Source organism: Oribacterium sp. C9 (assembly GCF_002007235.1).
Classification (GTDB): Bacteria; Bacillota; Clostridia; order Lachnospirales; family Lachnospiraceae; genus Oribacterium.
The window spans coordinates 13,687-38,229 of the sequence record NZ_MUHW01000022.1; the positions used below are offsets into that span (position 1 = coordinate 13,687).

A 24,543-nucleotide genomic window follows, 5' to 3' on the forward strand; every position below is an offset into this window, starting at 1 on the left:
GTTTTTTTATGAGCTTTTATACGTGCTTATCTCCTGTCTTCAGTTATTTTATTTATGGTCCAGACCTTTATATTTACCCCTTCGATTGCAGTTCCGCAATATTCGCAGACCTTGACCCCGATCATCTTCAAAGGAGCTCCGCAGTTAGGGCAGTTATATCCTATCATCTTGCCCTTCAGCCTGCTGTCCACCTTGTCAGCATCCTGAACATACACAAGATCTGTCTTGAATACCGACTGTATCTTTCTGATCCTGGATCCGGCACTTCCCTGTGCGGAATTTGCCTTTATCCCCGCCTTCACATGACGCTCATAGCTTGCTGAAGTCTGGGTATGAATAGTACAGAGTCCTGAGTTTCTGTCATAACCGAAGATCACAGTATCGTAGGCATGTCGGTTCTTAAACTCAAGCTCATCCTCGGAATAGGTGAGATTTTTCACACCTGTACCTTCATTTGTGATGATCCTCTCCACCTCTTCCTTTATAAGCGGATGATCACTGAGCAACTCAGGATCCCTCTCATCTATGGCTTCCATCCTTCTGAGTACCGCGTCCTGTATCCGTACCTTCCATTCATTCCAGTTGAACTCAGGGAAATCCTTCTCAAGCTTAGGAATATAAATGGAATCCATGGAGGACAGGGATCTCGGTTTTGCAGTGTATTCCGGCTCTTCTATCATACCGTCACCGTTAACTACTGCCTTTGCGATAGTCTCCACTGCCTGCCCCATGATGGAATGTCTGAATCTCCTGATACGATATCCTATATATCCCACTATGATGAAAAATGCCGCAAGGCTAAGTATAGGTCCTAAAATAGCGCCCCAATCAAAATTCATACTCTACCCCTCATATTATGATTAAGCTGTAAAAAGCCGTCCAAAGAACATGCTTACATCTTTACTTAAATGTCTCTGTCCTCATATCGTTGGGAATATTGTATAAATTAAATATTCAGTTTTCAAGGCGAATTATAATTAATTCCAATGATTCATAATCATCCAACCGCAAGCATTATCTTTACGATCTCCTTATCCGTTTCTCTCATTCCCTCCTTTCCAAGACGACCTACATTCTCTATAGTAGACTCCGCATCTTTGTTTACTATCCCTTCACCCTTCTTGAATTCCTGACCATTTTTATACATATGGTATCCGAGAATCCCTGCTTCAACACTTGCTGCGATCTTGCCGGCACAAGAAGCTTTGGCACCGTCACAGATAATACCTGAAACTATCGCGAGAGAATTGACCAAAGTATGGCTTATCTCTTCAAATCCCCCGCCATATAAATATGCTATACCACAACCTGCCGCACAGCCTGCACTTACAGCTCCGCAATATGCCGACAGCCTTCCGATACCTGTTTTTTCATGTATAGCTATAAGATTTGAAACGATGAGCGCTCTGTATAGAACTTCCCGGGAAACACCAAGATATCCTGCATATTCTATTACCGGTACAGATACTGTTATTCCCTGATTACCACTTCCGGAGTTTATGACTACCGGCATCTCACACCCGCTCATCCTGGCATCGGATCCAGCCGCCGCCTTTGCCATTGCGCGGTTTCTTACATCCTCTCCATAGGTCAGAATCAATGTTTTGCCAATATTAGCCCCATAGTTTCCATTTATTCCTTCATCCGCAATGGCAGAATTATATTCTATCTGCCTGTCCAAAATATCTCTTATTTCTTCCAGATCAACAGTGTCAGCAAATTCGATAATGTCACTGATATTCAGGAGCGAATGATCTGCCAATCCATCCTCCTTATCCTGTAATTCCCCTTTATTCAGTTTCCTGTACAGCTCTGTTTCGAGAAGTATTTCTCCGTTTCGCTCTTCATATATTATGTTTGTATGATACTGACTGATTCTTACCTTTGAGGAATCATTTCCGTTTTTCAAAATGATCTCTATATCAAAGACCATCCCTTGTTCCATCGGTATCACCCTGATAGGAAGCTCATTTAACATACTGCAAATCTGACTTTTCTGTTCATCGGAAACCTTTGAAATCACTTCCAGTTTCATCTCCGTATTTCCTGCGATCAATCCTGCTGCAGCGGCTGCTTCTATTCCTTTAAGACCGTTTGTATTGGGAACCACCACACTTTTTACGTTCTTAATGATATTATTGCTTACGAAAATATCCATACAGTCAGGCATTTTTCCTAATAAATCGCGTGCTCTGGATGCACAATAGGCAATTGCTATAGGTTCCGTACACCCCATTGCGGGAATCAGCTCTTCCTCAAGAATTTTTATATATGTACTTTTGACTCTCTCCGGCAAACTCATAGTCAACTCACCTCCTAGACAAACTGCAGACCGCCATTAACATTTATAACTTCACCTGTTATATAACTGCTTAGTTCTGATGACAGGAAAAGCACCGCATTTGCAATATCTGTATCCTTTCCTATTCTCTTTAAAACCAGCCGGTTCAAATACTTATCTTTGTTTTCTTCGATCCGTTCATGTGTCATGGGTGTATCTGTTATCCCCGGCGCTACCGCATTTACTCTTATATTGTATCTGCCGAGATCTAAAGCCAGTCCCCTCGTAAGAGAAACCACTGCACCTTTTGTCATGGAATAACCGGCATAATTCAGACATCCGGCAAAAGCATCAACAGAAGAAAGATTCACGATGCATCCACCTTTATTATTTACCATAAAAGGCACACAGCGATGTATCATTCTGATCATTCCCTTAATGTTTACATCTATCATTTTTCCCCACTCATCCTGAAGCTCCTCTCTTAGGATATCTGTAGGAAGAAACAATGCCGCATTATTCACCAGGATATCGATCCTTCCGAATTTTTCCTTTACCCACTTTGTCAGTTCATCGACTTCCTCAGATTTTGAAACGTCACATTGCCTTCCATAAACACATTTACCCTCAGGGTCTATTACTCTGGCCGAACCTTCAATCTTCGTGGCATTTCTTCCGATAATGATGACTGTTGCATGCTGCTCAGCAAAAAGTCTTGCACATTCATTTCCGATGCCACTCCCTCCGCCAGTGATGATCGCAACTTTTCCTGATAACATATCTTTATCCCTGCCTTTCATTTTCAACTGCCATATACCTATAATTCTAGACCTGTAATCATCTTTTAATCTTTGTTCATACATATGACCACCAAAAATATTCTGACTTTACCGCTGAGATCCTCCTAATATGAATTCTTGCATTTTACATCTATTATGTATGCCATCTCGTCAGAATAATTATGAAGAATATGCTTTCGATTGGGCAATACTCTTATTGTGTCTCCTTCATGAAGCTCGATTTCTTCATCTTCAAACTCCATGGTCACACATCCGTGCATGATATAAACACTTTCTTCTTCGTGATGAACCGTATATGTGCCGGAAGTATCCCCATGAGGATATAGTTCAACAAAAATCATATCCATATAATTATGGAACGGTCTTTCTGTAAGAAGTTCATACATCAGGATTTTTCCTGCTTCCTCATGCATCACAGTCCTTTCGCTTTTCCTAAGAACGAGTTCATTATTCGATATTTCCTCTGAAACAAGCGTCGAAACAGATATATCCATTTCATTGGCAATGCTTTCAAGAACTATATATGTCGGATTACCTATACCTCGCTCTATCTGGCTGATGATCGCTGTACTGAGCTTTGTTCTTTCCGCCATTTCCTGTATTGTCAGATTATTCTTTTGTCTGTAATTACTGATCTTTTTACCAAAATTAAATGACATCTTTCACCAGCTTTATGAGGTTCCGAGATATGCAGCCTGTACCTTTGGATCATCCAATAATTCTTTTCCCGTTCCGCTGAGAGTGACCCTGCCATTCTCAAGAACATAGGCTCTGTCTGCAATGTTGAGGGCCATAGATGCATTCTGCTCTATCAGAAGAACTGTTTTTCCGCTTTCCCTTATCTTTTCAATAAGTTCAAATATTTCTTCTACTATTATCGGTGCAAGTCCCAAAGAAGGTTCATCCATCATTATTATCTGTGGATTCATCATAAGCCCGCGGGCAATGGCAAGCATCTGCTGTTCTCCTCCGGAAAGAGTTCCTCCGAGCTGATTCATCCTCTCTTTAAGCCTTGGGAACCATTCAAACATCTCTTCCAAAAGATCCTCCTTTTCACTGCCCGAAAGATTCTTATTTCCAAAAGATCCGGTCATTAGATTTTCCTTAACCGTCAGATCCGGAAATATCAGCCTCCCCTCGGGAACATGACATATTCCATGTTCAACGATTTTATGCGGAGACATATTTGTCAGATCCTCACCTTGAAACGTGATACTTCCGCTGCTCTTCTTTATAAGATTGGATATTGCCTTCAGGGTAGTGGTCTTTCCTGCACCATTTGCCCCTATCAGGGTGATTATCTCTCCCTGATTCACCTCAAGGTCAATACCTTTTACTGCATGGACATAACCATAATCAACGACCAGATCATTTACCTTAAGCATAATCTCACCCCATTCATGCGATACCTCGAGTAAGGCCCTTTCCAAAATAAGCTTCTTTTACATTTTGATCATTCCTTACAACCTCTGCAGTTCCTTCGCATATTTTCTTTCCAAAATTTAAAACCATAATGTTGTTGCACAGATTCATCACAAATTTCATATCATGCTCGATCAGTATGATGGTATATCCATCCTTATTAAGCAGTCTGATAAACTCCATAAGTGAATCAGTCTCCATCGGGTTCATTCCCGCCGCAGGCTCATCCAGCAGAATCAGCTTGGGGTTTACTGCCAAAGCTCTTGCTATCTCCACCTTCCTCTGAATACCATAGGGAAGCTTGCCTGCCATCATATACGCATAGTCCTGAAGACCAAGCTTTTTCAATATTTCCATACTCTTTTGCATCACATATTCTTCATCTTTTTTATATCTTTTAGTATGGAATACTGCATCAAATACATTTGAACATGTATTTATATGAAATCCTACTGAAATGTTTTCGAGAACATTCATATACTTAAATAGCTTTATATTCTGAAAGGTTCTGGTGATCCCAAGCTGAGCTATCCTGTCACTTGACATCTTTGTAATGTCTTTTCCTTCAAAAAAGAGCTTTCCCTTACTTGCAGTATAAAAACCTGTACACATATTAAAAAATGTTGTTTTACCTGCACCGTTTGGACCGATTATTCCAAAAATGTCTCCTTTGAACACTTTCATGTCGACCTGATCTACAGCAGTCAGCCCGCCAAAAATCTTCGAAACTCCTTTTGATTCAAGCATCAGTTCATTCATAGCCCTTCCTCCATGACACTATCTTCGAAAAATCAACTGCCGGTACTTTTTATATCCGGAAGGCCTCTCAGCCATTCATACTCAAAGAAAACAGGCTTGCTCATCAACCTATATTTGCTTTGCCCAGTCTTCTCGTCCCGAAGGTCCTGTCCAAACTGAAAACCTCCGGCAATTTTATAATCGACCTGCTTCTGTTCTTCTTTCCGGCAAGAACGCTTTCAGAATTACCCGCAAGTCCCTGCGGTCGCAACCACATCATCGCTATAATAAGAACGGCACATGCTATGTATCTCCAGACTCCTGCGAATCTGAGGCCTTCCACCAGGAACTGATATACCGTAACTCCTATGAAAGGACCTGCAAGTGTTCCTTGTCCGCCTATTATGACCATTGATAAAATATTGAACCCTTCATCAAGGGTGAAATATGCCGAATCAATATAAGTTTTATACGGAGCAAGAAGAGCTCCTGCTATCCCTGCCCAAAAAGCCCCATACATAAAGTTGATTATCTTATACAGATTAAGTGAAATACCCAGAGACTTTGCAGCCATATCGTCTTCCCTTATGGCCATCCATGCCCGTCCTATCCTTGAATGTATGACACGGTCAGTCGACAAAAGGAAAAGCATTACTGCTGCAAGATAGATGTAATAATATCTTGACGCACCGCTTGTTTTTAAGCCGAAGAACATCGGCGCCTTCAGACCCTTGATTCCCATGGTTCCGCCGGTTACAGATGTCCAGTTAAGCGCGATCAGCCTCATCACTTCCGAGAATCCTATAGTGATCATCGCCATAAACATTCCTTTCATCTTAAGGGTAGGGATCGCTATCAATGCACCAATGATGGCTGTAAACAAACCTGATGGAATGATTCCGATCCAAAAGCTTACATGAAATGTGTTCATCAGAATCGCCATAGTATAGGCACCAACGCAATAAAAGCCGGCGATTCCAAAACACATCTGACCACTATATCCGTTTATCACGTTAAGAGCTCCTGCTATGATCAGATATCCCATGATGCTGCACACGATAGTCATAATTGATTTTGACAATATGTGAGGCAGCATACACACTATGATGACTGCCACTAACATAATCGCTTTTTTAACATTAGCATCCATTTTATCCATCATGCTCTTGCACCTCTCTTCCTTCTAAAACCGGTAGGCTTAAAGATCAGCATAATAATCAGGAAACCAAAAGAAAAAATATCTCTGAAGCTTGCCGATGAAAATGCTATTCCGATATTTTCTGTCACTCCGATAAGGATTCCTCCCAACGCTGCCAATGGAACACTTGTCAGTCCTCCTAATGTCGCAGAAGTGAAGGCTTTCATGCTAAGAGTCGCTCCCATGGTGGCATATGCGCTCTGATAATAGATTCCTATCAAAGTTCCGGCTACTCCGGCAATGGCACATCCAATGCAGTTTCCGATCATAGCTGTTTTATCAACATTGATTCCTACCAGTGCGGCTGCTTCTCTATTCTGGCTTACAGCTTTTAGTTTTAATCCCCATGATGTTCCGGTAAAAAGAATTGATAAAATAGTCACCATGATCAGAACTGTAACAAGCACCATAATCTGAACACGGGACACTTCAATGATTCCCAGGTGATAGATTCTGTTCTCAATTATGTTCAACATAGGTTTTTTCTCCGCTCCGAAAAAAATCTGTGCCAGATTCTTTAAAAGCATGGAAAATCCAATAGTACAGATCAGTGAAATATACTCAGGAGAATCAAAAAACTTTGCATAACAGACTTTATAAAGGATCATTCCTATAATCCAGGTAATCATAAAGCTTGCGATCATACCATAGATAAGATTATTTCCGCTCCAGAGAAACACATAATATGATGAATATGCTCCGATCATTACTATTTCACCCTGAGTGAAAGTCGCAAATCCAACTATTCCTATGATGACTGCAACTCCCAATGCAATTAGTGCATATATAAGCCCAAGACACAGTCCGTTTACGATTTGACTTATCAGATATCCGTCCATAGTCATTATCCTTTCCGGGAAAACCGCCCTCTTTTTTCTTCATATATAAACTGATGCAGTTTTTTCAGGCTGCTCATCTGTTTATATAAAAATAGGGCTACGCAAAGATGATGTATATCATCTAAAGCGATAGCCCCTTTACTATTTACCTGTATCCATATTTTTCTTTGACTACGTAACCACCGTTTTCTACCTGAATGATCAGGAGATCTCTGCTTACACCACCATCATCATTGAACTGTGTATGACCGGCAAGTCCATCGTAAGAAACATCTTTTAATGCATCCTTTATGGATTCTCTTGTGACCTCTCCATCAATAGACTTTATAGCTTCTGTAAGAGCCTGGACAGCATTGTAAGCGCATAATGAATGGTCTGTAGGTGCACACTGATTCTTGTCATAGAACTTCTTATAAAAATCCGAGGTATCAGGATTGTCAGCAGTTATATAAGACGGACATGGAATTACGAGTCCTTCTGCATTATCCCCACACAGATCCAGAATCTGATCTGATGCTCCGGGACCAAGTGACACGATCTGACAATCCCATCCGCTTCCTTTGACCTGATTAATTATGGTTGGAACATTACCCTGATCAAGAATTACCAGAGTATCAGCTCCTGTTGCTTTTAACTTGGAGATAACCGAACTGAAATCCGTTTCATTCTCCGTATAGGACTCATCTCCCAAAAGCTTTATTCCTGCTGAATCAAGTCCCGAAAGGAAATAATCATTTGTTGTAATACCCCAGTCAGTATTAAGATACATAACTGCACATTCCGATTTACCCAGGAAATGTCCAACTACAGATTCTGCTGTCCATGGCGCTGCCGTCGACTGGTTGTACATCACAGAAAAACAATACTCACTCATGGATGCATACGATGGATCCGATGCAGTAGGAGAAATCTGTACAAGTCCGTACTCTTCAGTAAGAGGTGCATTAGCTTTACAGCAACTGCTTGTGAAATCACCTATAACTGCCATGATCTCATCATCCTCGGCATATCTTGTAAATATATCGGAAGAGGTTTTCGCATCTGCTGCCGAGTCCTGACATTCCAGCTCCAGTTTATATCCGTTCACTCCACCTGCCGCATTAATGTCTTCCACTGCAATTTGAGTCGCCGCGTCAAAGCCCTGTCCATACTCTGCATGTGTACCTGTGAGCGGTGCAATCACTCCAAATTTTATGGTTTTCTCAGCATTATCCGATCCATCAGCTGCTTTCGTCTGAGCAGTGGATTCCGGCTCGGGTACTGCACTATCTTCTGCACCGCAACCCGCAAGACTCATCAACGATAAAGACATGATTAACAAAGCTGCAATTTTCTTTCTCATAATTATCCCCTCTCCAACTGATCCTCACAGTTATTTATGAAAATGTAACTTACATACATCGCACCCTTTTGCTATGGTATCTGTCAGCGATAGTTCCAGTCCATTTGCCTTGGCTATGGCTCTGTCACCATCCATTGCTATATCGCAAAGCTTCATGCATTTCTCATCATCGAAACCAAGCTTTTGCCATGCTGCAACTAATGGGCAATAATGAAATTCGATTTTAAAGTCATCCTTTGTCACTTCCGTGAAATCCATCTGGAATGTAGATTTAACAACATCACTCACAAATGCATCAGCAAACTGTGTCAAATCCTTTGAATCACTGCAGCTTTCTTTTAATGCCTGTCCGGAACCTTCACCGGTTCTGGTGATCGCACGTCTTAAGATAGATTCGGCATCAGCACCTTCTTTGAGTGCCTCTTCATACATTAAGCCCATCCATGTAGCACGATGTCCTATAGCAGCTCTGTTTATATCAACTTTTTCATCATACACTGTTGTTCTGTTTTTAATCATTTCTGACACTCCTCTCTTTTTTTATAAAAAAACGGACCGATACATCCTGGAATGTATCGGCCCCTTCGCTAGCGGTTTTTTTATTGGGATGATATTAACACCCGCTATTTTTGACGTCAATGATTATTTTACAAAAACTAACAATATTAAATATAATGAAAAAATGATTCTGAAACAGAAATTTAATTTAACAGAAACCCGAATTATATCTTCATTTCTCAAAAGCCCTTCCGCATTTCGGACAGAACTCGAAATCCTCAGTCGTTTCGTATCCGCAGTTATAGCAGATCTTTGATATCTTACGTTCTCTTACATTGCTGCCCTTCTGTCTAAGATAAAGATCCTCCTGATGTATGGTGACATTTTCTCCATACTCTATGGCTCTTCCCGTCTCCGGTCTCAATTCATATACGGATCCGCAGCATGAGGTCTCCACATAGTAGGTCCTTCCCCATTTAAATACCGGGATAAAAAATACGGAAAGTACCATATAGGTCATGAAAACTCTGTACTGTCCCATCCTTCCGCAGAGATCACAGGTCATCTGCTGATGAAAACTAAGATCCTTTTGTCCATTAGTTATACCAAAAAAGAAAATCATATAAACATTACCAGAACCTTCCGATTGCTACGATATGATCATAATGTATCGCGCTGCTTCCACGATCCTCAAATACCGAGTTTCGTCTTGCGTTAGTTGCATGAACTATGGAATTATCTCCGGTATAGATAGCCACGTGAGAGACGGAGCCAATGCTTCCACCGTAGAAAATCAGATCACCCGGAAGCATCTCCGCTTCGCTCACATATCTGGGAGCGCTCGCCGCCTGCTGTCTGGAAGTCCTCGGAAGTGAGAAACCGAACTCTCTGAATACAGCCTGTACAAAGCCCGAGCAGTCGACCCTTCCGTTAAGTGTATTACCCGCTCCATAAGGAAGAACTCCTATGTACTGTCTTGCAAAATTAACGATATCCGGACGGCCTGTAGCCGCCATGGCATAAGCATAGGCATCCGCAGCGGAATATATACCGCCGCTGGACGAATCGTATGAAGCTGCATCTGTTGCGTCAGCCTCCGATGAAAATGTTCCGACCTCAGTATTTAACTGAACCACTGCAATGGTCTTTCCGTCACACTGTACTGTACCGTCAGCCTGAAGAGTCACTGCGCTGAAACCATCAGCTCCCTCCTGAACCGGCGCCATGGAACCGTCTTCGTTGTACTGATAAGCCTCCTGAACACCATCGCCGTTCAGATCCATCCACTCCCAGTTCTTGTTTTCATCTGCCAATGCCGCAAAGGAACCTGCCACCGCCAGTGTAGCAGTCATCATTCCCACTAACAATCTATAATTAAATTTCATATCGCTCCTAAAAGTTTTAATGTTTTTTTCAAGCACCTTTTTCTATTTTACCTTCTAACAGCATTTCAGTGCAAGTAAAAAAGCTTACTCCGAAACCGGCCTAGCCACCTGGGTGCATCCACATTTCTAAAGAAATGTGGATGCATAAAAAAAGTCCTGATTCCTCGCATCCGGAACCAAGACCTGTTATCGATTATTCTGCATAAAGGGCATACGCCATATAAGAGAATATCAGCTACTGACCGGACTTGAACCGGTGACCTTCTGATTACGAATCAGATGCACTACCGACTGTGCTACAGTAGCATATATGTAAACTTATGTCGTATGGAAAAGGCAAAACCCCTTTCGATACGACCATTAGTTTACAGATTTTAAAAGTGCTTGTCAACCTAAGAGTTCGGATGTACAACGCCGTTTCCGTCAATGCTCACACCTGTGCTTATTCCCGTTATGTAGGAATAAACTCCGGCTATTTCTGCAGCACTGTCAAGCTTCTCGGTATAGCCTGCCGAGGACTTTCCCGGAATAAGCTGAAGCTTCACATCAAAAGTCTTTTTCTCTGACGAATTCTCATCCTGCCCATCGGTAGTATCCGCCGTTTCCGCACCTTCACTGACTGAGGCTTCACCGGTTTCGGTTATATTGTTTCCGGCAGACTCAGTGCTCTCAGGCATCACTGTCTCATCAGGCTCAGAAGATTCCACCTCTTCCACTGTGACCTTGAGAAACGCTGTGGAAGGAATAGAGCTTCCGAATACGAAATTACCCAGGCTATATGCTATAGGAACTCCATTATAGTACTCTATTCCCTGAAGGACATGAGGATGAGCGCCTATAACGAGGTCTGCTCCTGCATCAACTATGTTGTGAGCCAGAGTCTTCTGGATCTCATTTGGATATTCCTTTCGCTCCTCACCCCAGTGAACGTATACTACTACAAAATCCGCCTGCTTCTTCGCCGCCTTTATTCTGGCGAGAAGTTCCGCGTCATCATAAGCTGTAAAAACGCCTGCATTGATATCTGTAGCCGTCCATTCAGGCACAGGGATAACTCTGCTGGCACCGATAAAAGCGATCTTTTTTCCTTTAATGCTTACAGTGACAGACTCTGCGGCACTGTTCAGGTCAGAACCAGCCCCAACGTGTCTGATTCCGGCATCATCAAGTGTTCTTATGGTATCCATAAGCGCTTCTGTTCCATAATCCAGAGTATGGTTGTTCGCAAGCGTGACGAGGTCAATGCCCATCTCATGGAAAAGGCTGATGTTATCGGGATGCACTCTGAAGGTGAACTGCTTGTTCTCAGCCTGTTTTCCTCCGATACTGAAAGGGAACTCCTCGTTCGCCATGAAATAATCTACGGATTCTATATCCTGACGGTATCCATCGGAAAGAACTCCGCTGATGCCTCCGGCAGCTCTGTAGGCCTCCATAACATGATCACTCAGATACACATCTCCTGCAAATAAAAGCTCCACAGGCTCCTTTTCTCCGGTTCCTATGGCCTCCGCCTCTAAAGGAATGGCAGGATTCTGAACCGCTATGGCTCCGGCTTCGTTAACATAGGCTGTGATTCCCTCTGTGTTCTCAGGAAGTCCGGTTTCCATGACTTCTGTTTCCGAAAGCTCTTCCGGCTCTGTTTCTGCCGGAGTCTCCTTTGGGAAAAATCTGTTCTCGAGATCCGCCCTCATTTCAACTATTCTGCTGTTCACATTCCCCAAAAGATCCGGGTTTAAGTAAAAAGCACTTATAAAGATGATCTCATACAACAGGATAAACGAGCCTAAAACGATTCCCAGTCTGCCCCATCTGTGCTTCTTTCGGTCAATTGTTACGACTTCCTCTTCCTCGGATATATACGGAGCTACATCCTGAAACTGATTCTCGATCTCTTTGCGCTTGTGCTTTTCGACCAGTCTTTCAGCTCTCGTTCCCGAGTAATTGCTCCTTCTGGAATTGAAAAATACCTTTTTTCTTTCATCCTCTGTCCTTTTGAGATCATCACCGAAAATAAGCTTTACATCTTCCTCCGGATCTGTGCCCTCAGTTATGCCTTTACTCCGGGACTTCCCTTTAGACAAGTTCTTATCTTCATTTTCAAAATTCGTTTTTTCATACAGCTTCTTCAGTTCATCAGACAGCTCATACTGCATCTCATCTGTCTTTCCACTGAACATGGCCTCTGTTTTCTTTCGCTCATAACCTGAACTTACAAGCTTTTCCTTTTTATCCTCTTTTCCTTTTATATTTTTGAATATGCTTTCAGGTTTTTTTCTGCTCTTTCCGAAATCGGACCTGTCTCCTGCATCTGCTCTTCGGTAATTCTCATTGCGAGTGCCCTTGAGAGTTCTCTCCGGAGACTTTTCATAGTCCCTTCCGAGAGCTTTTCCGATGCTTTCGACCTTGATCTGTCTGCCCTGTTCCGTATTATCTTCCTGCGGCTCAGGTGCAGCGGCTTCCCGGATGTGACTAACATCCTTCATCATCCGTAATTTTTTTCCTGCATAATAACCGGATCTTCGTTTTCTTCCGCTTCCCTCAACTCCTGATCTGGCACGTTCAGAACGGGGACCGCGGTAACGTGATCTGGAATTTCGTCTATCGTCTTCTTTCAAAATATATAACCTCATCGGAAGAATATATGTTCTTCCGTTAATTTTTTTACAGTGAGACTCATTTTACACCAAAACGACTTTTGATGCATCAAAAAAATGCTATCCGGATGTTCACATCCCGATAGCATTTTGCTAAAGCTGTATGAGTTGTTACTCTAATTCAAAGGCTCCAGTATAAAGCTGATAATAGTTGCCCTTTGCGGCGATGAGTTCGTCGTGTGAACCACGCTCTATGATCTTTCCATGGTCAAGTACCATGATGACATCTGAGTTCTGGACTGTACTGAGTCTGTGGGCGATGACAAATACTGTACGTCCTGCCATAAGCGCGTCCATACCCTTCTGGACTATGGCCTCTGTATGGGTATCGATGGAGGAGGTAGCCTCGTCCATGATCATAACAGGAGGATCCGCAACAGCTGCTCTCGCGATGGAAATGAGCTGTCTCTGGCCCTGGGAAAGGTTTGAACCGTTGGCAAGGAGCTTTGTATTGTAGCCCTCAGGAAGTCTCTCGATGAAATCGTCTGCACCTGCGAGCTTTGCAGCCGCGATACACTCTTCATCAGAGGCGTCCAGCTTACCATAACGGATGTTCTCCATAACAGTACCTGTGAAAAGCACAGTATCCTGAAGGATGATTCCGAGCGAATGTCTCAGATCCGCCTTCTTTATATCCTTGATGTCGATGCCATCATAAGTGATGGTTCCATCCTGAATCTCATAGAAACGGTTAATGAGGTTCGTGATGGTGGTCTTACCTGCACCGGTAGCACCAACGAAAGCCACCTTCTGACCCGGACGGGCGAAGACATTGACACCATGAAGTACAGTATGCTTTCCGTCATAGGAGAAATCAACATCCTTGAGAACCACGTCTCCTGCAAGCTTCTTGTACTGAGGCTTGCCGTCTTCTCCGATCCACTTCCATGCCCACATCTCTGTGCGCTCTGTTGTCTCCTCTATCCTTCCGTCAGCTTCCCTGCACTTAACGAGAGTTACATGTCCCTCGTCCTCCTCCGGCATCTCATCCATGATGGTGAATACACGGCTGGCACCTGCGAGACCCATGACAACTGCATTGATCTGCTGTGAGATTCCGCCTATCTGACCTGCGAACTGCTTCTCCATGTTAAGGAAAGGAACAGTTATGCTAATGCTTAAGGCGAGACCACTAAGGCTCACGTTCGGAACCTTGAGGAACAGAAGTGCTCCGCCTGCAAAGGCAAGGATCACATAAAGGATGTTTCCTATGTTTCCGAGGATAGGCATCAGAGTATTGGCATATTTATTGGCCTTCTCAGCGACTCTGAAGAGCTCGTCGTTTACCTTGTCAAAATCAGCTTCCGCTGCGGTCTCATGGTTGAAGACCTTGATTACCTTCTGACCGTTCATCATCTCCTCGATGAAGCCCTCGGTCTTTGCGAGCGCACCCTGCTGCTTCATGAAGTACTTTCCTGAGCCGCCGCCCACCTTCTTGACCACCTTGGTCATGATGAACACTCCGCCTACAACGATGATGGTAAGCCAGAGGCTGTAATACATCATAAGGCAGAAAATAGTTGTGATACCTACTGCGGAAACCAGAAGCTGAGGCATGGCAACGGAGATAAGCTGTCTCAGTGTATCAACGTCATTTGTGTAATACGACATGATATCACCATGCTCATGCTGGTCAAAATATCTGATGGGAAGGTTCTGCATTCCGTCAAACATCTTTACACGCATCTTCTTGAGAGATCCCTGTGTAATGATGGCCATACACTGGTTATAAACTATGGCCGCGATAAGTGACAGGCAGTAAAGTCCGGCGAGGATAAATACCTTTGAAAGGATAGCTCCTGAAACTGCGCTCCAGTCACCTGTTCTCCAGTTCTCCTCAATGATCGCTATGACCTGCTGCTGGAACATGGCAGGAATGGCGCTGACAACAGCATTGAACAGAATACAGACTATAGTGAACGGCAGAAGCTTCGGATAGAATGAAAACAGCATCTTTATGAGCCTCTTGGCCGTGTCCTTCTTCATAAGAGATTTATTGTTATCCATCATCTTTCACCTCCTTCTGTATTTTCGACTGAGGCTGAAACGACGTCACCTGTCTCCTCTGTGATCTTGTTCTGTGCCTTATAGAGATCCTGATAGGTCTCATTTCTTGAAAGGAGCTCCTCATGAGTTCCTATATCCTGAATCTTTCCACCCTTAAGGATCAGGATCCTGTCAGCATCCTCAACGGACGATACTCTCTGGGCGATGATGATCTTTGTGGTCTCAGGGATGAACTCCTTGAAGCCCTTACGGATCAGAGCATCTGTCTTTGTATCGACTGCGGAAGTTGAGTCATCAAGGATAAGGACCTTTGGCTTCTTAAGGAGAGCTCTCGCTATACAGAGTCTCTGCTTCTGTCCGCCGGAAACATTGGTACCTCCCTGAGTGATGAAGGTGTCATACTTGTCCGGGAATCTCTGAACGAACTCGTCCGCCTGGGCAAGCCTGCATGCCTCGATGATCTCCTCATCTGTAGCCTTCGGATTTCCCCAGCGGAGATTCTCCTTGATGGTGCCTGAGAAAAGCACGTTCTTCTGAAGAACTACCGCAACCTGATCACGAAGAGTTTTCAGATCATAGTTCTTTACGTCGATATTTCCGACCTTCACTACACCCTCTGTGACATCATAAAGTCGCGGGATGAGCTGTATGAAGGATGACTTGGAGGAACCTGTGCCTCCGATGATACCTATGGTCTCACCTGACCTGATATGAAGGTCAATGTCTGAAAGCACGAATCTTTCAGCCTTCTTTGAATACTTAAAGCTTACATTCTCAAAATCGATGGAACCGTCAGGAACATCCATAACAGGCTCAGGAGGATTTGTAAGTGTGCTTTCCTCTCTGAGGACCTCAGCGATACGTTCTGCCGACTCAGCTGAAAGTGTCACCATAACGAAGATCATGCTGACCATCATAAGGGACATGAGGATCTGGAAGCTGTAGGTAAGAAGTGCGGAATACTGACCTACATCAAGAGCTACTCCCTTAGTACTGATGATGGTGTATGAACCGAAGCTCAGTACGAAGATCATGACAACATAGAGACAGAACTGCATCAAAGGATTGTTGAAGGCGAGTATTCTCTCGGCTCTTGTGAAATCCTTCTGTACATCTGTTGCAGCGATGTTGAACTTCTCCTTCTCGTACTCCTCACGTACAAAGGATTTGACAACTCTCATTCCGTTCACGTTCTCCTGAACAGAATCGTTGAGAGCATCGTACTTCTTGAAGACTGCGCGGAACAGAGGCATTACCATCCTGATGACAGAGAAAAGTCCGATGCCGAGGATTGGGATCACCGCAACGAAGATCCATGCCATCCTTCCGCCCATGATGAATGCAGTAGCAAAGGAAAAGATCAGCATCACCGGGGCTCTGAAGCCTATACGGATCAGCATCATAAATGCCATCTGCACGTTCTGGATGTCAGTGGTCATACGTGTGACCAGTGAGCTTGTCTGGAAACGATCTATATTCTCAAAAGAAAAATCCTGTATTTTATAGAAGATATCCTTTCTCAGGTTTCTGGAAAAACCCGTTGCGGCAGTGGCACTGGCGTTGCCGGCTACGACACCGAAGGTCAGGGAAAGCATGGCGAGTGCTATGAGTACAAGACCATATTTTGTGATCGTATCCATACCGCATCCGGCCTTGATCTCATTGATCAGACGTGCGGTAACAAATGGTATGATCGTCTCTATAAGGGACTCAAGAACCACAAATACCGGTGACTTAATGGCAGGGATCCTGAACTCTCTGATAGATTTTGACAGCGTTCTTACAACGTTCATTTATCTCCTCCTCAATGTATGAAATTTTGAATACCGAAAATGGTAGAACAACAATAATAAATAAAAAAAATCGATGATGTAAGCACTTTTTTAAAAACTTACAAAGAAACACCGACACATAGACTATATCGGCGGAACTTAACTATACTAATAGATTGTATAAAATTTTTCAATTAATTTATAAAAAATTTAGAGGTACCGGATATTCCTCCGGCACCCCTTTAATTTCTTCTGTCTAGTTACTATATTCAGGCTGTGGCAATTAACATATCACTTCAGTTCCTGAAACTCATCCGATATCTTCTTTCCCTTAAGCTTCGAGCTGAAACTTGCGAACTGATTGTTCACAGCCGTACTTCCCTCAAAGGTCATGATCGGATGATCCGGATCCTTTTCATTTACATCCTTATAGATGGTGAGCTCCATTCCGGGTGCAAGCCCGAACCCGGAAAGATCATAGGTATTTCCCTTTGAGTCTGTATAGTTTGTGTCCTTTCGTTCAAGCTTCAGTATCATGGTAGTCTCATCATAAGTGCCGGTATATTTCTCTAAAGGAGCATCCCCCTCGAACTTGACAGCCGCCTCGACCCTGCCATTTTCCTGCGAAGGCTTTATAACCATCTTGCCCTTCGCCGCAGAGCTTGCCAGATCACCGCTTATCTTACTGTACTGATCGGTATACTGTTTCAGGGAATCTCCGACTATCTTTCCGACTGCATCATCGCCTCCTGCTGCAGCTCCGGCTGCGCTTCCCATCATATTTATATACTGATCCAGCATCGGGCTGTTATAGCCCTCCATATAAGACTCTATCTCCCATGTTCCGTAGATGTCTCCGGTAATAGCCTGCGGATCCGATTCCGGTCCGAGACATGGCTCTCCTGATTTGAAGGTTCCCTCTACGCATTCCTGAAGTATCACCACCAGCTCCTTACGCTGCTCCTGTGTAAGCTTCTTTCCGTCCAGCTTAAGGTCGGAAATGTCTATCTTTACAGGCTCCAGATCCACATCCTTCTTCATGATCTGTATCTGTCTGAGATCCTTCTTTCCCAAACGTATCGTCAGTACATAGCTGTCCACTATCTCATATCCCGGCCATTCACCGAATATAGGAAGCTTCACAGATAGCTCCTCACCGAGATCAGTGACCTCCGGCTGGTCCGGCTTAGGCATGAGATACAAGGTATATCCGCTGTAATTATTCCATACCCATCCTTCTGAAGCATCAGCTGTTCCGCCGTCCACCTCCATGAGATAGATCGTTTCATTATCCGAGGTCCATTTTCTCGGTTCCACGAAGAGTCCGTCCGCATACTCCCTATACTCCTCATTCTCCTTTAACTTAAGGGGGATGAGCTTCATATCGGACATCGCTTCCTTATAATCATCATCGTACTTCAGGACCATGGCATACTCATTCCACTTCTCAACCAGCTTTGTGGGCTGTATCCTGCGGACTCTCGTAGTGTAGTTCTTGTTTAGAAGATCCACCTTGACTTTACCGCTGTTTCCGCTCAACCTGGTCAGTGGTGAAAAAACAGCATTAACATTATCCTTCAGTGCTTCCTTATAGAATTTTGTCTGATAATACTCTGCGAAGGCATGATAGCTTTCCGTCAGTCCCTCATCAGATTCCAGTGCAAATGCTTCCTTCAGTACGGTTGTGACCGCCCGCTTTCCCAGAAGGCTGTGATACCTCGTAAGAACCAGCGGATAGCTTACGTCATTCTGTTCTCTAAGGTATGTCACAAACGGTCCCAAAGGATAGGAAGCGGACGCAGAATCACCAGCTGACAGAGTTCCCTCCGGATAGCTGGTCTTAAACCCGTCCAGAGGAAGGGCAAACCAGTAAACATCCGAAAGATTATCAAGCACCGATTCCCGTTTCGAAGTAATGGGATCTGAACCGGCTTCCTTGAAATGATCATAGGCCATGCATTCCAGATCCTGCGCAGACATCTCATCGAACTTGTATGTCGCTAGGAGCTTTGAAACATAGCAGCGCTGCACTGCATGGAACAGCTCATGGCATACCGTGCAAAGCAGCTTGTCATAGGTCAGCTTATCGCCTCTTCCAAGATAAGCCATGGATATGACCATATATGGATTACTGAGCGCCGGAGTCAAGGTAGCACCGTACGCACCCTTATCCTCTCCCGAAAGCTCTATGCGGAACTGATAGGTGGGCATACGTAGTCCCAGATCCTCTTTCAGCCACTGCCACGCCTTAAGGGCTGATAAACATACTTTTTCCACCGCTTCCAGCTCTGTCCTGAATTCCGGTATGTTCAATTCAGAGTTCTTATAGTCCTCCAGATTCTTTTTTATACGCTTATAGTCAGGATCATTATCCTCTTTTTCCTTCAGTATGGCTTCATATCGCTTTTTAAACTTCTTTTTTATCCGGACAGCGTAATTCTTCATATCCGGATCCTTGCTCCAGGCATTCAGCTCGTTGTTCATCTCGCCAATTGATTCAACATACAGATTTTCTTCTTTTTTTATCTGTTCAAATGCCTCTTTTTTTGCCTTTGTCTCCAGTTCATTATGAAGCTCACTGTTTCCGCTTTCCAGCGCACCTAGGAAGGACTTTCTGTCCAGCATCACCTGCATTACCTTCTGCCCGTTGTATTTGAGATCAAAAGTCCCGGTATATGGATTAAAGTAGGCACCTCCGGCATAGGCCGTATATGAATCAGCAAGCACGGCAAAGCCGCCTGCCGCAAGCGCGATAAGCAGGATACTGTTCTGATCAGCCTCTATGGTCACCTTATCTCCATTTAATCTCGCAGGATACTCCTGCCACTTACCGGCATCATCGACACGGTAGAATCTCAGGGCATCATAATCCGAGGCTTCAAGCCCCATGGCTTCAAGATCGAAATCCATAGTATAGTACCCGGGCAGTACCTCCGAATCCCCGAGACCGGCATCGATCTCCCATGCTCCTATCAGAAGTCCGGAAGCTCCTGCCGCATCGGGAAGCTCTGCATCCAGCTTTTCATACCCGGCAGCATCTACTGCCTCAAGCTTGAACTCCCTGTCCTTATCCAGAGCATTTTCTTCAGCACTTATGGTGATTCCGTATGGAGTCTCCTTCTTAAAAGCCTTACTCTTCCCCTCGGGAAGCACAGTAAGACCCTCTCTTTCTTCTTCCCATCCCAGAGAATCGCCATAGATCCAGTCATAGTTTTCATAGCGAGTATCATTTTCTTTATTATCATCAAATAAAGTCCCGTTCTCAAAAGCTGCATCTATAGCATCATACTCTTCCTTAAGCTTTTCCTGAGACACCTTAGCTGTATATTTATCCCTCGTTGATGTCCCGGGCTTAAGCTTTTCGTTCACTAAATCTGTCAAGCCTCCAGGAATACCCGGAAGTTTAACGCGCAAGAATCCGGGAAAAATAAAGCCTGTAAAAAGAGCAACCACCAGCACAAGCGCTATCAAAGGCGCTATAGACCCTTTCCGCCTTTGACTCTTCATCATCTGAACCTTTTGATGACGAATCGCCGAATTTTGTCTGTAACGTTCAGCCTCGGAAGCTCCCTGTCCCGGGATCCTCATATGCTGTCCCGAGATCCTCTTATCCTGTACCGGTGAACCGGATTTTGAAGCAGAACTCTCAGCCTTCCAGCCGCATTCACGGCAGAACTGCGCTCCGGAGATCATTTCCTTTCCGCATCTCCGGCAGAATTTAGGAGACTGCACTCCCATTTTTTCCGGTCTCTGCCTTTCCACCGCCTTTCCGCAGTTTTGGCAGAATCCGGCATCGTCCGCTATCTTAGCTCCACAGTATTTGCAAAATCCTGCCATAAAAGCACCTCTTCCGTGTCGCCCATCCCGGCGGCTTCCGTATATCTTTGGACCGCCCCTGTATCAGCTTGCCTATCTCATCAATGCTATCTGATCGATCTCACCTGAGATCCAGTGGAAAGTTCCTACAGCATATTCCGTCTGCCCGTCAGTTGAGATATAGAACTCATCAAATTCGATCATCGCATCATCAGTCCTGCAGACGGCAGTTCCCTCCAGATCATCATAGCTTCCCTTGAAAGTAGTATGTCCGGTTTCCGTTATCGTCTTTTTGGAGACAGGATCGATAAAATACTTCCAGTTTAAGGTGATGTTGAACTTGTTGCCCTTTGTATCGACAGTAGCATTGAGATATCTCTCACCGTCAGAACCGTAATCTCCGTCCTTCGTGAACATGAACGCCTTCCAGCCTCCGTTCAGCGCCGCCTGCTCATCTGTTATTCTCCTCGCAAGCTTCTTATCGGTGATGACACGACCGTTTTCACGTCCATTGTTCAGCACATAGTCATAGAACCAGTCAAAATCGAGGGCACGCGCATCTTCGCTTGTAGAAAGCTCATCGGCTATTTCCCTCTGCTCTGACTCTGAAAGTACTTCTGAAGTAGTATTACCTCCTGATTTATCATACTTTGACTTCTTCTGATCCCACGCTCCGTCCTTTCCGACATAATATCCGTCAGGAGTGTAGCCATCCGTAAGCATAAATCCGTTTTCATCAACGTAGTAGTAGACATTCTTATGGAGTATCCAGCTGTTCTTCACCAGCTTTTTGTCCTTCTCATACATCCACTCAGATCCTACCTGCTTCCACTTTCCTCCGGAAACCGTCGGGATCTCCACCTTGGTCTCGGCTTCATCCTCTTCCTGCATATTCTTTTTTGTCAATGCTTCTGCCTTTTTGCCGAGAGCATCCGAATCTAGCTGACCCTTATAATCATTATCCTCCCCGGAATCGTCTGCTTCCTCTTCATCCTCATCCAGAGTACTTTTTTTCTTCTCTGATAAAGAGTCAATGACTTCCCTTTCCTCCTTCGCAAATTCCTCTGAAGTCTTGTGAACCACGAAGTCTCCCTGCATGACCACATCCACTTCATTCATAGAAAGCTCCAGGAAGAAATTTCCCGCTATGAGCCTGTCATCTCCATCAGTACAGTAGGCACCGATGTGCTCCAGCTTCATCTTACCCATGCTTCCGTCATCAACCTCCTCTTCCTTATCGATGCGGGCATGATAGACTCCATTCGAAGGCATGGTGATCATCAGAGCATTTATCTCCTCCGGTGTAAACTCCTTAGGATTATCATATTCATCACTTTCAAAGGTGGACTTCCTTCCCATCATGGGCCAGGATATGCTCCACTGACCGTCCTCTTCGATTTCCAGCTCACACTCTACCGGGGATTTAAGCATCTCATTTAGCGCCTTGATAGCCTCCTCTGTGACACCGTCCATCTTTTCGTAGCCTTCTATCCTGGTCATCTGGATCTCGCCCTTATACTCACCGATGAGATCCCATAACATGGCATCCGTCTTTACCTCTGCGCCATCTGGGAGCTTTATATTTGCGAGATCTCCGGTAGCCTTCGAAGCTGTAGTCTCCTCAACCTCTTCCCCGTTTTCTCTGCTTCCTCTGCTTTCATCCTCAACCTCAGTCTCGATGACAGCCTCTGTTGTCTCATCTGTATCTTTGGACTTTCCTTTGGTGAAACCTTTGATCACAAATACGGCTATCACGATAGCGACAACTATCGCCACTATTCCCAGTAGAAGAAAAATGATCTTGGGAAAACCTCCGCTGTTCTTAGGAGGCATACCTCCTCCACCATAACCTCCGGTCTGTGGTCTCTGGAAGGAACCCTGCCCCATATTCGATCCGGGATAAGCTCCCTGTCCGTAACTTCCCGAAGATCCAGACGGACCGGTATAGGAACCGCTTCCCTGGGTATTACCACTCCATCCGCCATTTCCGAAGCTTCCGGAATTTGCATTTCCGCCATTATAACTTCCACTATTTACATTTCCGGTATTAACATATCCGGTTTTTGATGCTTCATAGACATTATTTCCCCGGGAGGTCTCACCAGGTGCTTTAGGGACTTCTGATTCAGGAATCATCTCCGCACCGCATTCCGGACAGAACCTTGCATCATCATCCATGGGGGAACCACAATTTGTACAGAATACGCTCATATGTTCTCTCCTCTCTGCATCGCATACACTATAAGTTTATTTCGTCAAAAACATTCATCATTATCAGTATTCTGCAACAAAAAGTGAGTGCCGTATTCACGGCACTCACCTCCAATCTCCACGGTCCTCTTATAGCTCATAAATCCCTTAAATCTTTAAGACCCACACCTGATCAGCTAATAAAGACCACTATTCTTTTTCCTCAGTTTTTCCATCCTTAACAACGTTCTTTGTCTTACAGATGTCAAAGATGATATCAACGCAGTTATCTACTCCGAGGGTTCCCGTATCGAGGGTAATGTCATAGTTCTGACACTTGCCCCATTCCTGCTCGGTATAGTATCTGTAATTGAACTTACGCTTTTTATCTACGTCCTTCAGCATCTTCTCAGTATGCTCAGGATCCTTATAGATACGGGTGATACGGTCTCTTCTGCATTCATAGCTTGCGTGAATGAATACATTGAGAACATCATTCCTCTCCTTAAGGATATAATCCGCGCAGCGTCCGACTATAACGCAGGGCCCCTTTCCCACGAGCTCAAGGATGACCTCTCTCTGCTTTGACCAGAGATAATCCTCAGGACTCATACCGTAGCTGTTACGTGCCGAGAATGAATACTCGATCCAGTTTTTAGCATTGGCATACTCGCCCTGCTTCTTTACGTATTCTTCAGCAAAGCCTGTCTTAAACGCTGTCTGCTCGATGATTTCCTTATCATAAAACGGTATTCCAAGCTTATCTGCCAGCTTCTTGCCGACCTCACGTCCACCTGAACCATATTCTCTTGAAATCGTTACATAGTTAATGCTCATACTGTCACCTTCTTCCTCTTAAGAATATTCCTGATTTCATTTTAACATCAGGGTTTTATTCATTCAACATTTCTGAAAAACTTTTCCCACACTCCCCAGAGTACTACGCTCATGATGAAGCCAAGAGCCACATCCACGATGGAATGCTGCTTGATAAAAACTGTTGAAATGCAGATGAGCACCGCCACCACGGTTTCCATATTTTTATACCTGGTCTTTATATAGCTGCACTGTCTCACCACTATATCGATAGCAACAGTGCTGGAAACATGCATGCTGGGGCAGACATTACGGGGAGGGTCAATGCTTCTTAACCAGAGCACTCCCATTGAAAATATGTCTGTGCCCTCCAGTGTTTCTCTCAGCTCAAGTCCGTTCGGCCACAATGTATATACCACCATGCAGATAGTATACCCTCCGAAGAGAATAAAGCAGAGCTTCAGGAAATCCCTTCTGGTACCTGAAAAAAGAAAGAACAAAAGAGCACCCGGAAACAGCAGCCACCAGAAACCGTAGGGAACAAAAAAAGCCGGGATCGTAGGTATCATTCTGTCCAGCGGTATCTCAATGATACGAACAGAATCAAGCGGCACCTCCCTGAGCTGAAGAAGCGCAAAATACAAAAGATATACAGGCAGATACAGGAGCCACAGGGCATATCTGTTCTCATCTATAAATTTAACAGGGGATGTAACAAAACTTCTTACTCTTTCCATAATTTGATCCTTTTTGAATTTCAGCCGAAGGTCGATATCGGATCG

Annotated in this window: 19 protein-coding genes and 1 tRNA gene; all 20 read right to left on the bottom strand. The window is 44.3% G+C overall.

Features of this window, described 5'->3' with window-relative positions; all coding sequences use genetic code 11:
• Positions 1-26: 26 nt before the first annotated feature.
• On the bottom strand, positions 27-839 hold the full coding sequence (locus BXO88_RS12930; RefSeq protein WP_078038148.1) for a zinc ribbon domain-containing protein: 813 nt from the start codon (positions 837-839) through the stop codon (positions 27-29).
• Between the two features lie 158 nt (positions 840-997).
• Entirely contained in the window at positions 998-2,302 is a 1,305-nt protein-coding gene (locus BXO88_RS12935) for an L-cysteine desulfidase family protein (RefSeq protein WP_078038149.1), read from the bottom strand.
• A gap of 14 nt (positions 2,303-2,316) precedes the next feature.
• Positions 2,317-3,060: an SDR family NAD(P)-dependent oxidoreductase gene (locus tag BXO88_RS12940; RefSeq protein ID WP_168171707.1), complete on the bottom strand. Its 744-nt coding sequence runs from the start codon at positions 3,058-3,060 to the stop codon at positions 2,317-2,319.
• Between the two features lie 125 nt (positions 3,061-3,185).
• Positions 3,186-3,740: a helix-turn-helix domain-containing protein gene (locus BXO88_RS12945; protein WP_044996457.1), complete on the bottom strand. Its 555-nt coding sequence runs from the start codon at positions 3,738-3,740 to the stop codon at positions 3,186-3,188.
• Between the two features lie 12 nt (positions 3,741-3,752).
• Entirely contained in the window at positions 3,753-4,466 is a 714-nt protein-coding gene (locus BXO88_RS12950) for an ABC transporter ATP-binding protein (protein ID WP_078038151.1), read from the bottom strand.
• 13 nt (positions 4,467-4,479) lie between these two features.
• The gene (locus BXO88_RS12955) at positions 4,480-5,262 is read right to left on the bottom strand and encodes an ABC transporter ATP-binding protein (protein ID WP_078038152.1); all 783 of its coding nucleotides are present in this window, start codon (positions 5,260-5,262) and stop codon (positions 4,480-4,482) included.
• 103 nt (positions 5,263-5,365) lie between these two features.
• A complete protein-coding gene (locus BXO88_RS12960) occupies positions 5,366-6,403 on the bottom strand; it encodes a branched-chain amino acid ABC transporter permease (RefSeq protein ID WP_078038153.1) in 1,038 nt (345 codons plus the stop codon).
• Positions 6,400-7,278, bottom strand: a complete 879-nt coding sequence (locus BXO88_RS12965) for a branched-chain amino acid ABC transporter permease (protein ID WP_078038190.1) — start codon at positions 7,276-7,278, stop codon at positions 6,400-6,402. Before BXO88_RS12965 ends, BXO88_RS12960 begins: the two co-directional genes overlap by 4 nt.
• A gap of 145 nt (positions 7,279-7,423) precedes the next feature.
• A complete protein-coding gene (locus BXO88_RS12970) occupies positions 7,424-8,620 on the bottom strand; it encodes an ABC transporter substrate-binding protein (RefSeq protein WP_078038154.1) in 1,197 nt (398 codons plus the stop codon).
• A 30-nt stretch (positions 8,621-8,650) separates the two neighbouring features.
• The gene (locus BXO88_RS12975) at positions 8,651-9,139 is read right to left on the bottom strand and encodes an L-2-amino-thiazoline-4-carboxylic acid hydrolase (RefSeq protein WP_078038155.1); all 489 of its coding nucleotides are present in this window, start codon (positions 9,137-9,139) and stop codon (positions 8,651-8,653) included.
• Between the two features lie 211 nt (positions 9,140-9,350).
• A complete protein-coding gene (locus BXO88_RS12980; RefSeq protein WP_078038156.1) occupies positions 9,351-9,740 on the bottom strand; it encodes a zinc ribbon domain-containing protein in 390 nt (129 codons plus the stop codon).
• 7 nt (positions 9,741-9,747) lie between these two features.
• Positions 9,748-10,503 (bottom strand): C40 family peptidase, encoded by a 756-nt coding sequence (locus BXO88_RS12985; RefSeq protein ID WP_078038157.1) that lies wholly within the window; start codon positions 10,501-10,503, stop codon positions 9,748-9,750.
• A gap of 233 nt (positions 10,504-10,736) precedes the next feature.
• Positions 10,737-10,809 (bottom strand) — tRNA-Thr (locus tag BXO88_RS12990).
• Between the two features lie 86 nt (positions 10,810-10,895).
• Positions 10,896-13,121, bottom strand: coding sequence for a CapA family protein (locus BXO88_RS16900; RefSeq protein ID WP_242945230.1), 2,226 nt, complete (start codon positions 13,119-13,121; stop codon positions 10,896-10,898).
• A gap of 150 nt (positions 13,122-13,271) precedes the next feature.
• Positions 13,272-15,167 (bottom strand): ABC transporter ATP-binding protein, encoded by a 1,896-nt coding sequence (locus BXO88_RS13000; RefSeq protein ID WP_078038192.1) that lies wholly within the window; start codon positions 15,165-15,167, stop codon positions 13,272-13,274.
• Entirely contained in the window at positions 15,167-16,960 is a 1,794-nt protein-coding gene (locus BXO88_RS13005; RefSeq protein WP_078038158.1) for an ABC transporter ATP-binding protein, read from the bottom strand. Before BXO88_RS13005 ends, BXO88_RS13000 begins: the two co-directional genes overlap by 1 nt.
• A gap of 270 nt (positions 16,961-17,230) precedes the next feature.
• Positions 17,231-20,776: a zinc ribbon domain-containing protein gene (locus BXO88_RS13010; RefSeq protein ID WP_078038159.1), complete on the bottom strand. Its 3,546-nt coding sequence runs from the start codon at positions 20,774-20,776 to the stop codon at positions 17,231-17,233.
• A gap of 72 nt (positions 20,777-20,848) precedes the next feature.
• Positions 20,849-22,966: a zinc-ribbon domain-containing protein gene (locus BXO88_RS13015; RefSeq protein ID WP_078038160.1), complete on the bottom strand. Its 2,118-nt coding sequence runs from the start codon at positions 22,964-22,966 to the stop codon at positions 20,849-20,851.
• A gap of 189 nt (positions 22,967-23,155) precedes the next feature.
• Complete coding sequence (locus BXO88_RS13020) at positions 23,156-23,782, bottom strand: cytidylate kinase-like family protein (RefSeq protein WP_078038161.1); 627 nt, start codon at positions 23,780-23,782, stop codon at positions 23,156-23,158.
• A 59-nt stretch (positions 23,783-23,841) separates the two neighbouring features.
• Positions 23,842-24,498 (bottom strand): hypothetical protein, encoded by a 657-nt coding sequence (locus BXO88_RS13025; protein ID WP_078038162.1) that lies wholly within the window; start codon positions 24,496-24,498, stop codon positions 23,842-23,844.
• Positions 24,499-24,543 lie beyond the last annotated feature (45 nt).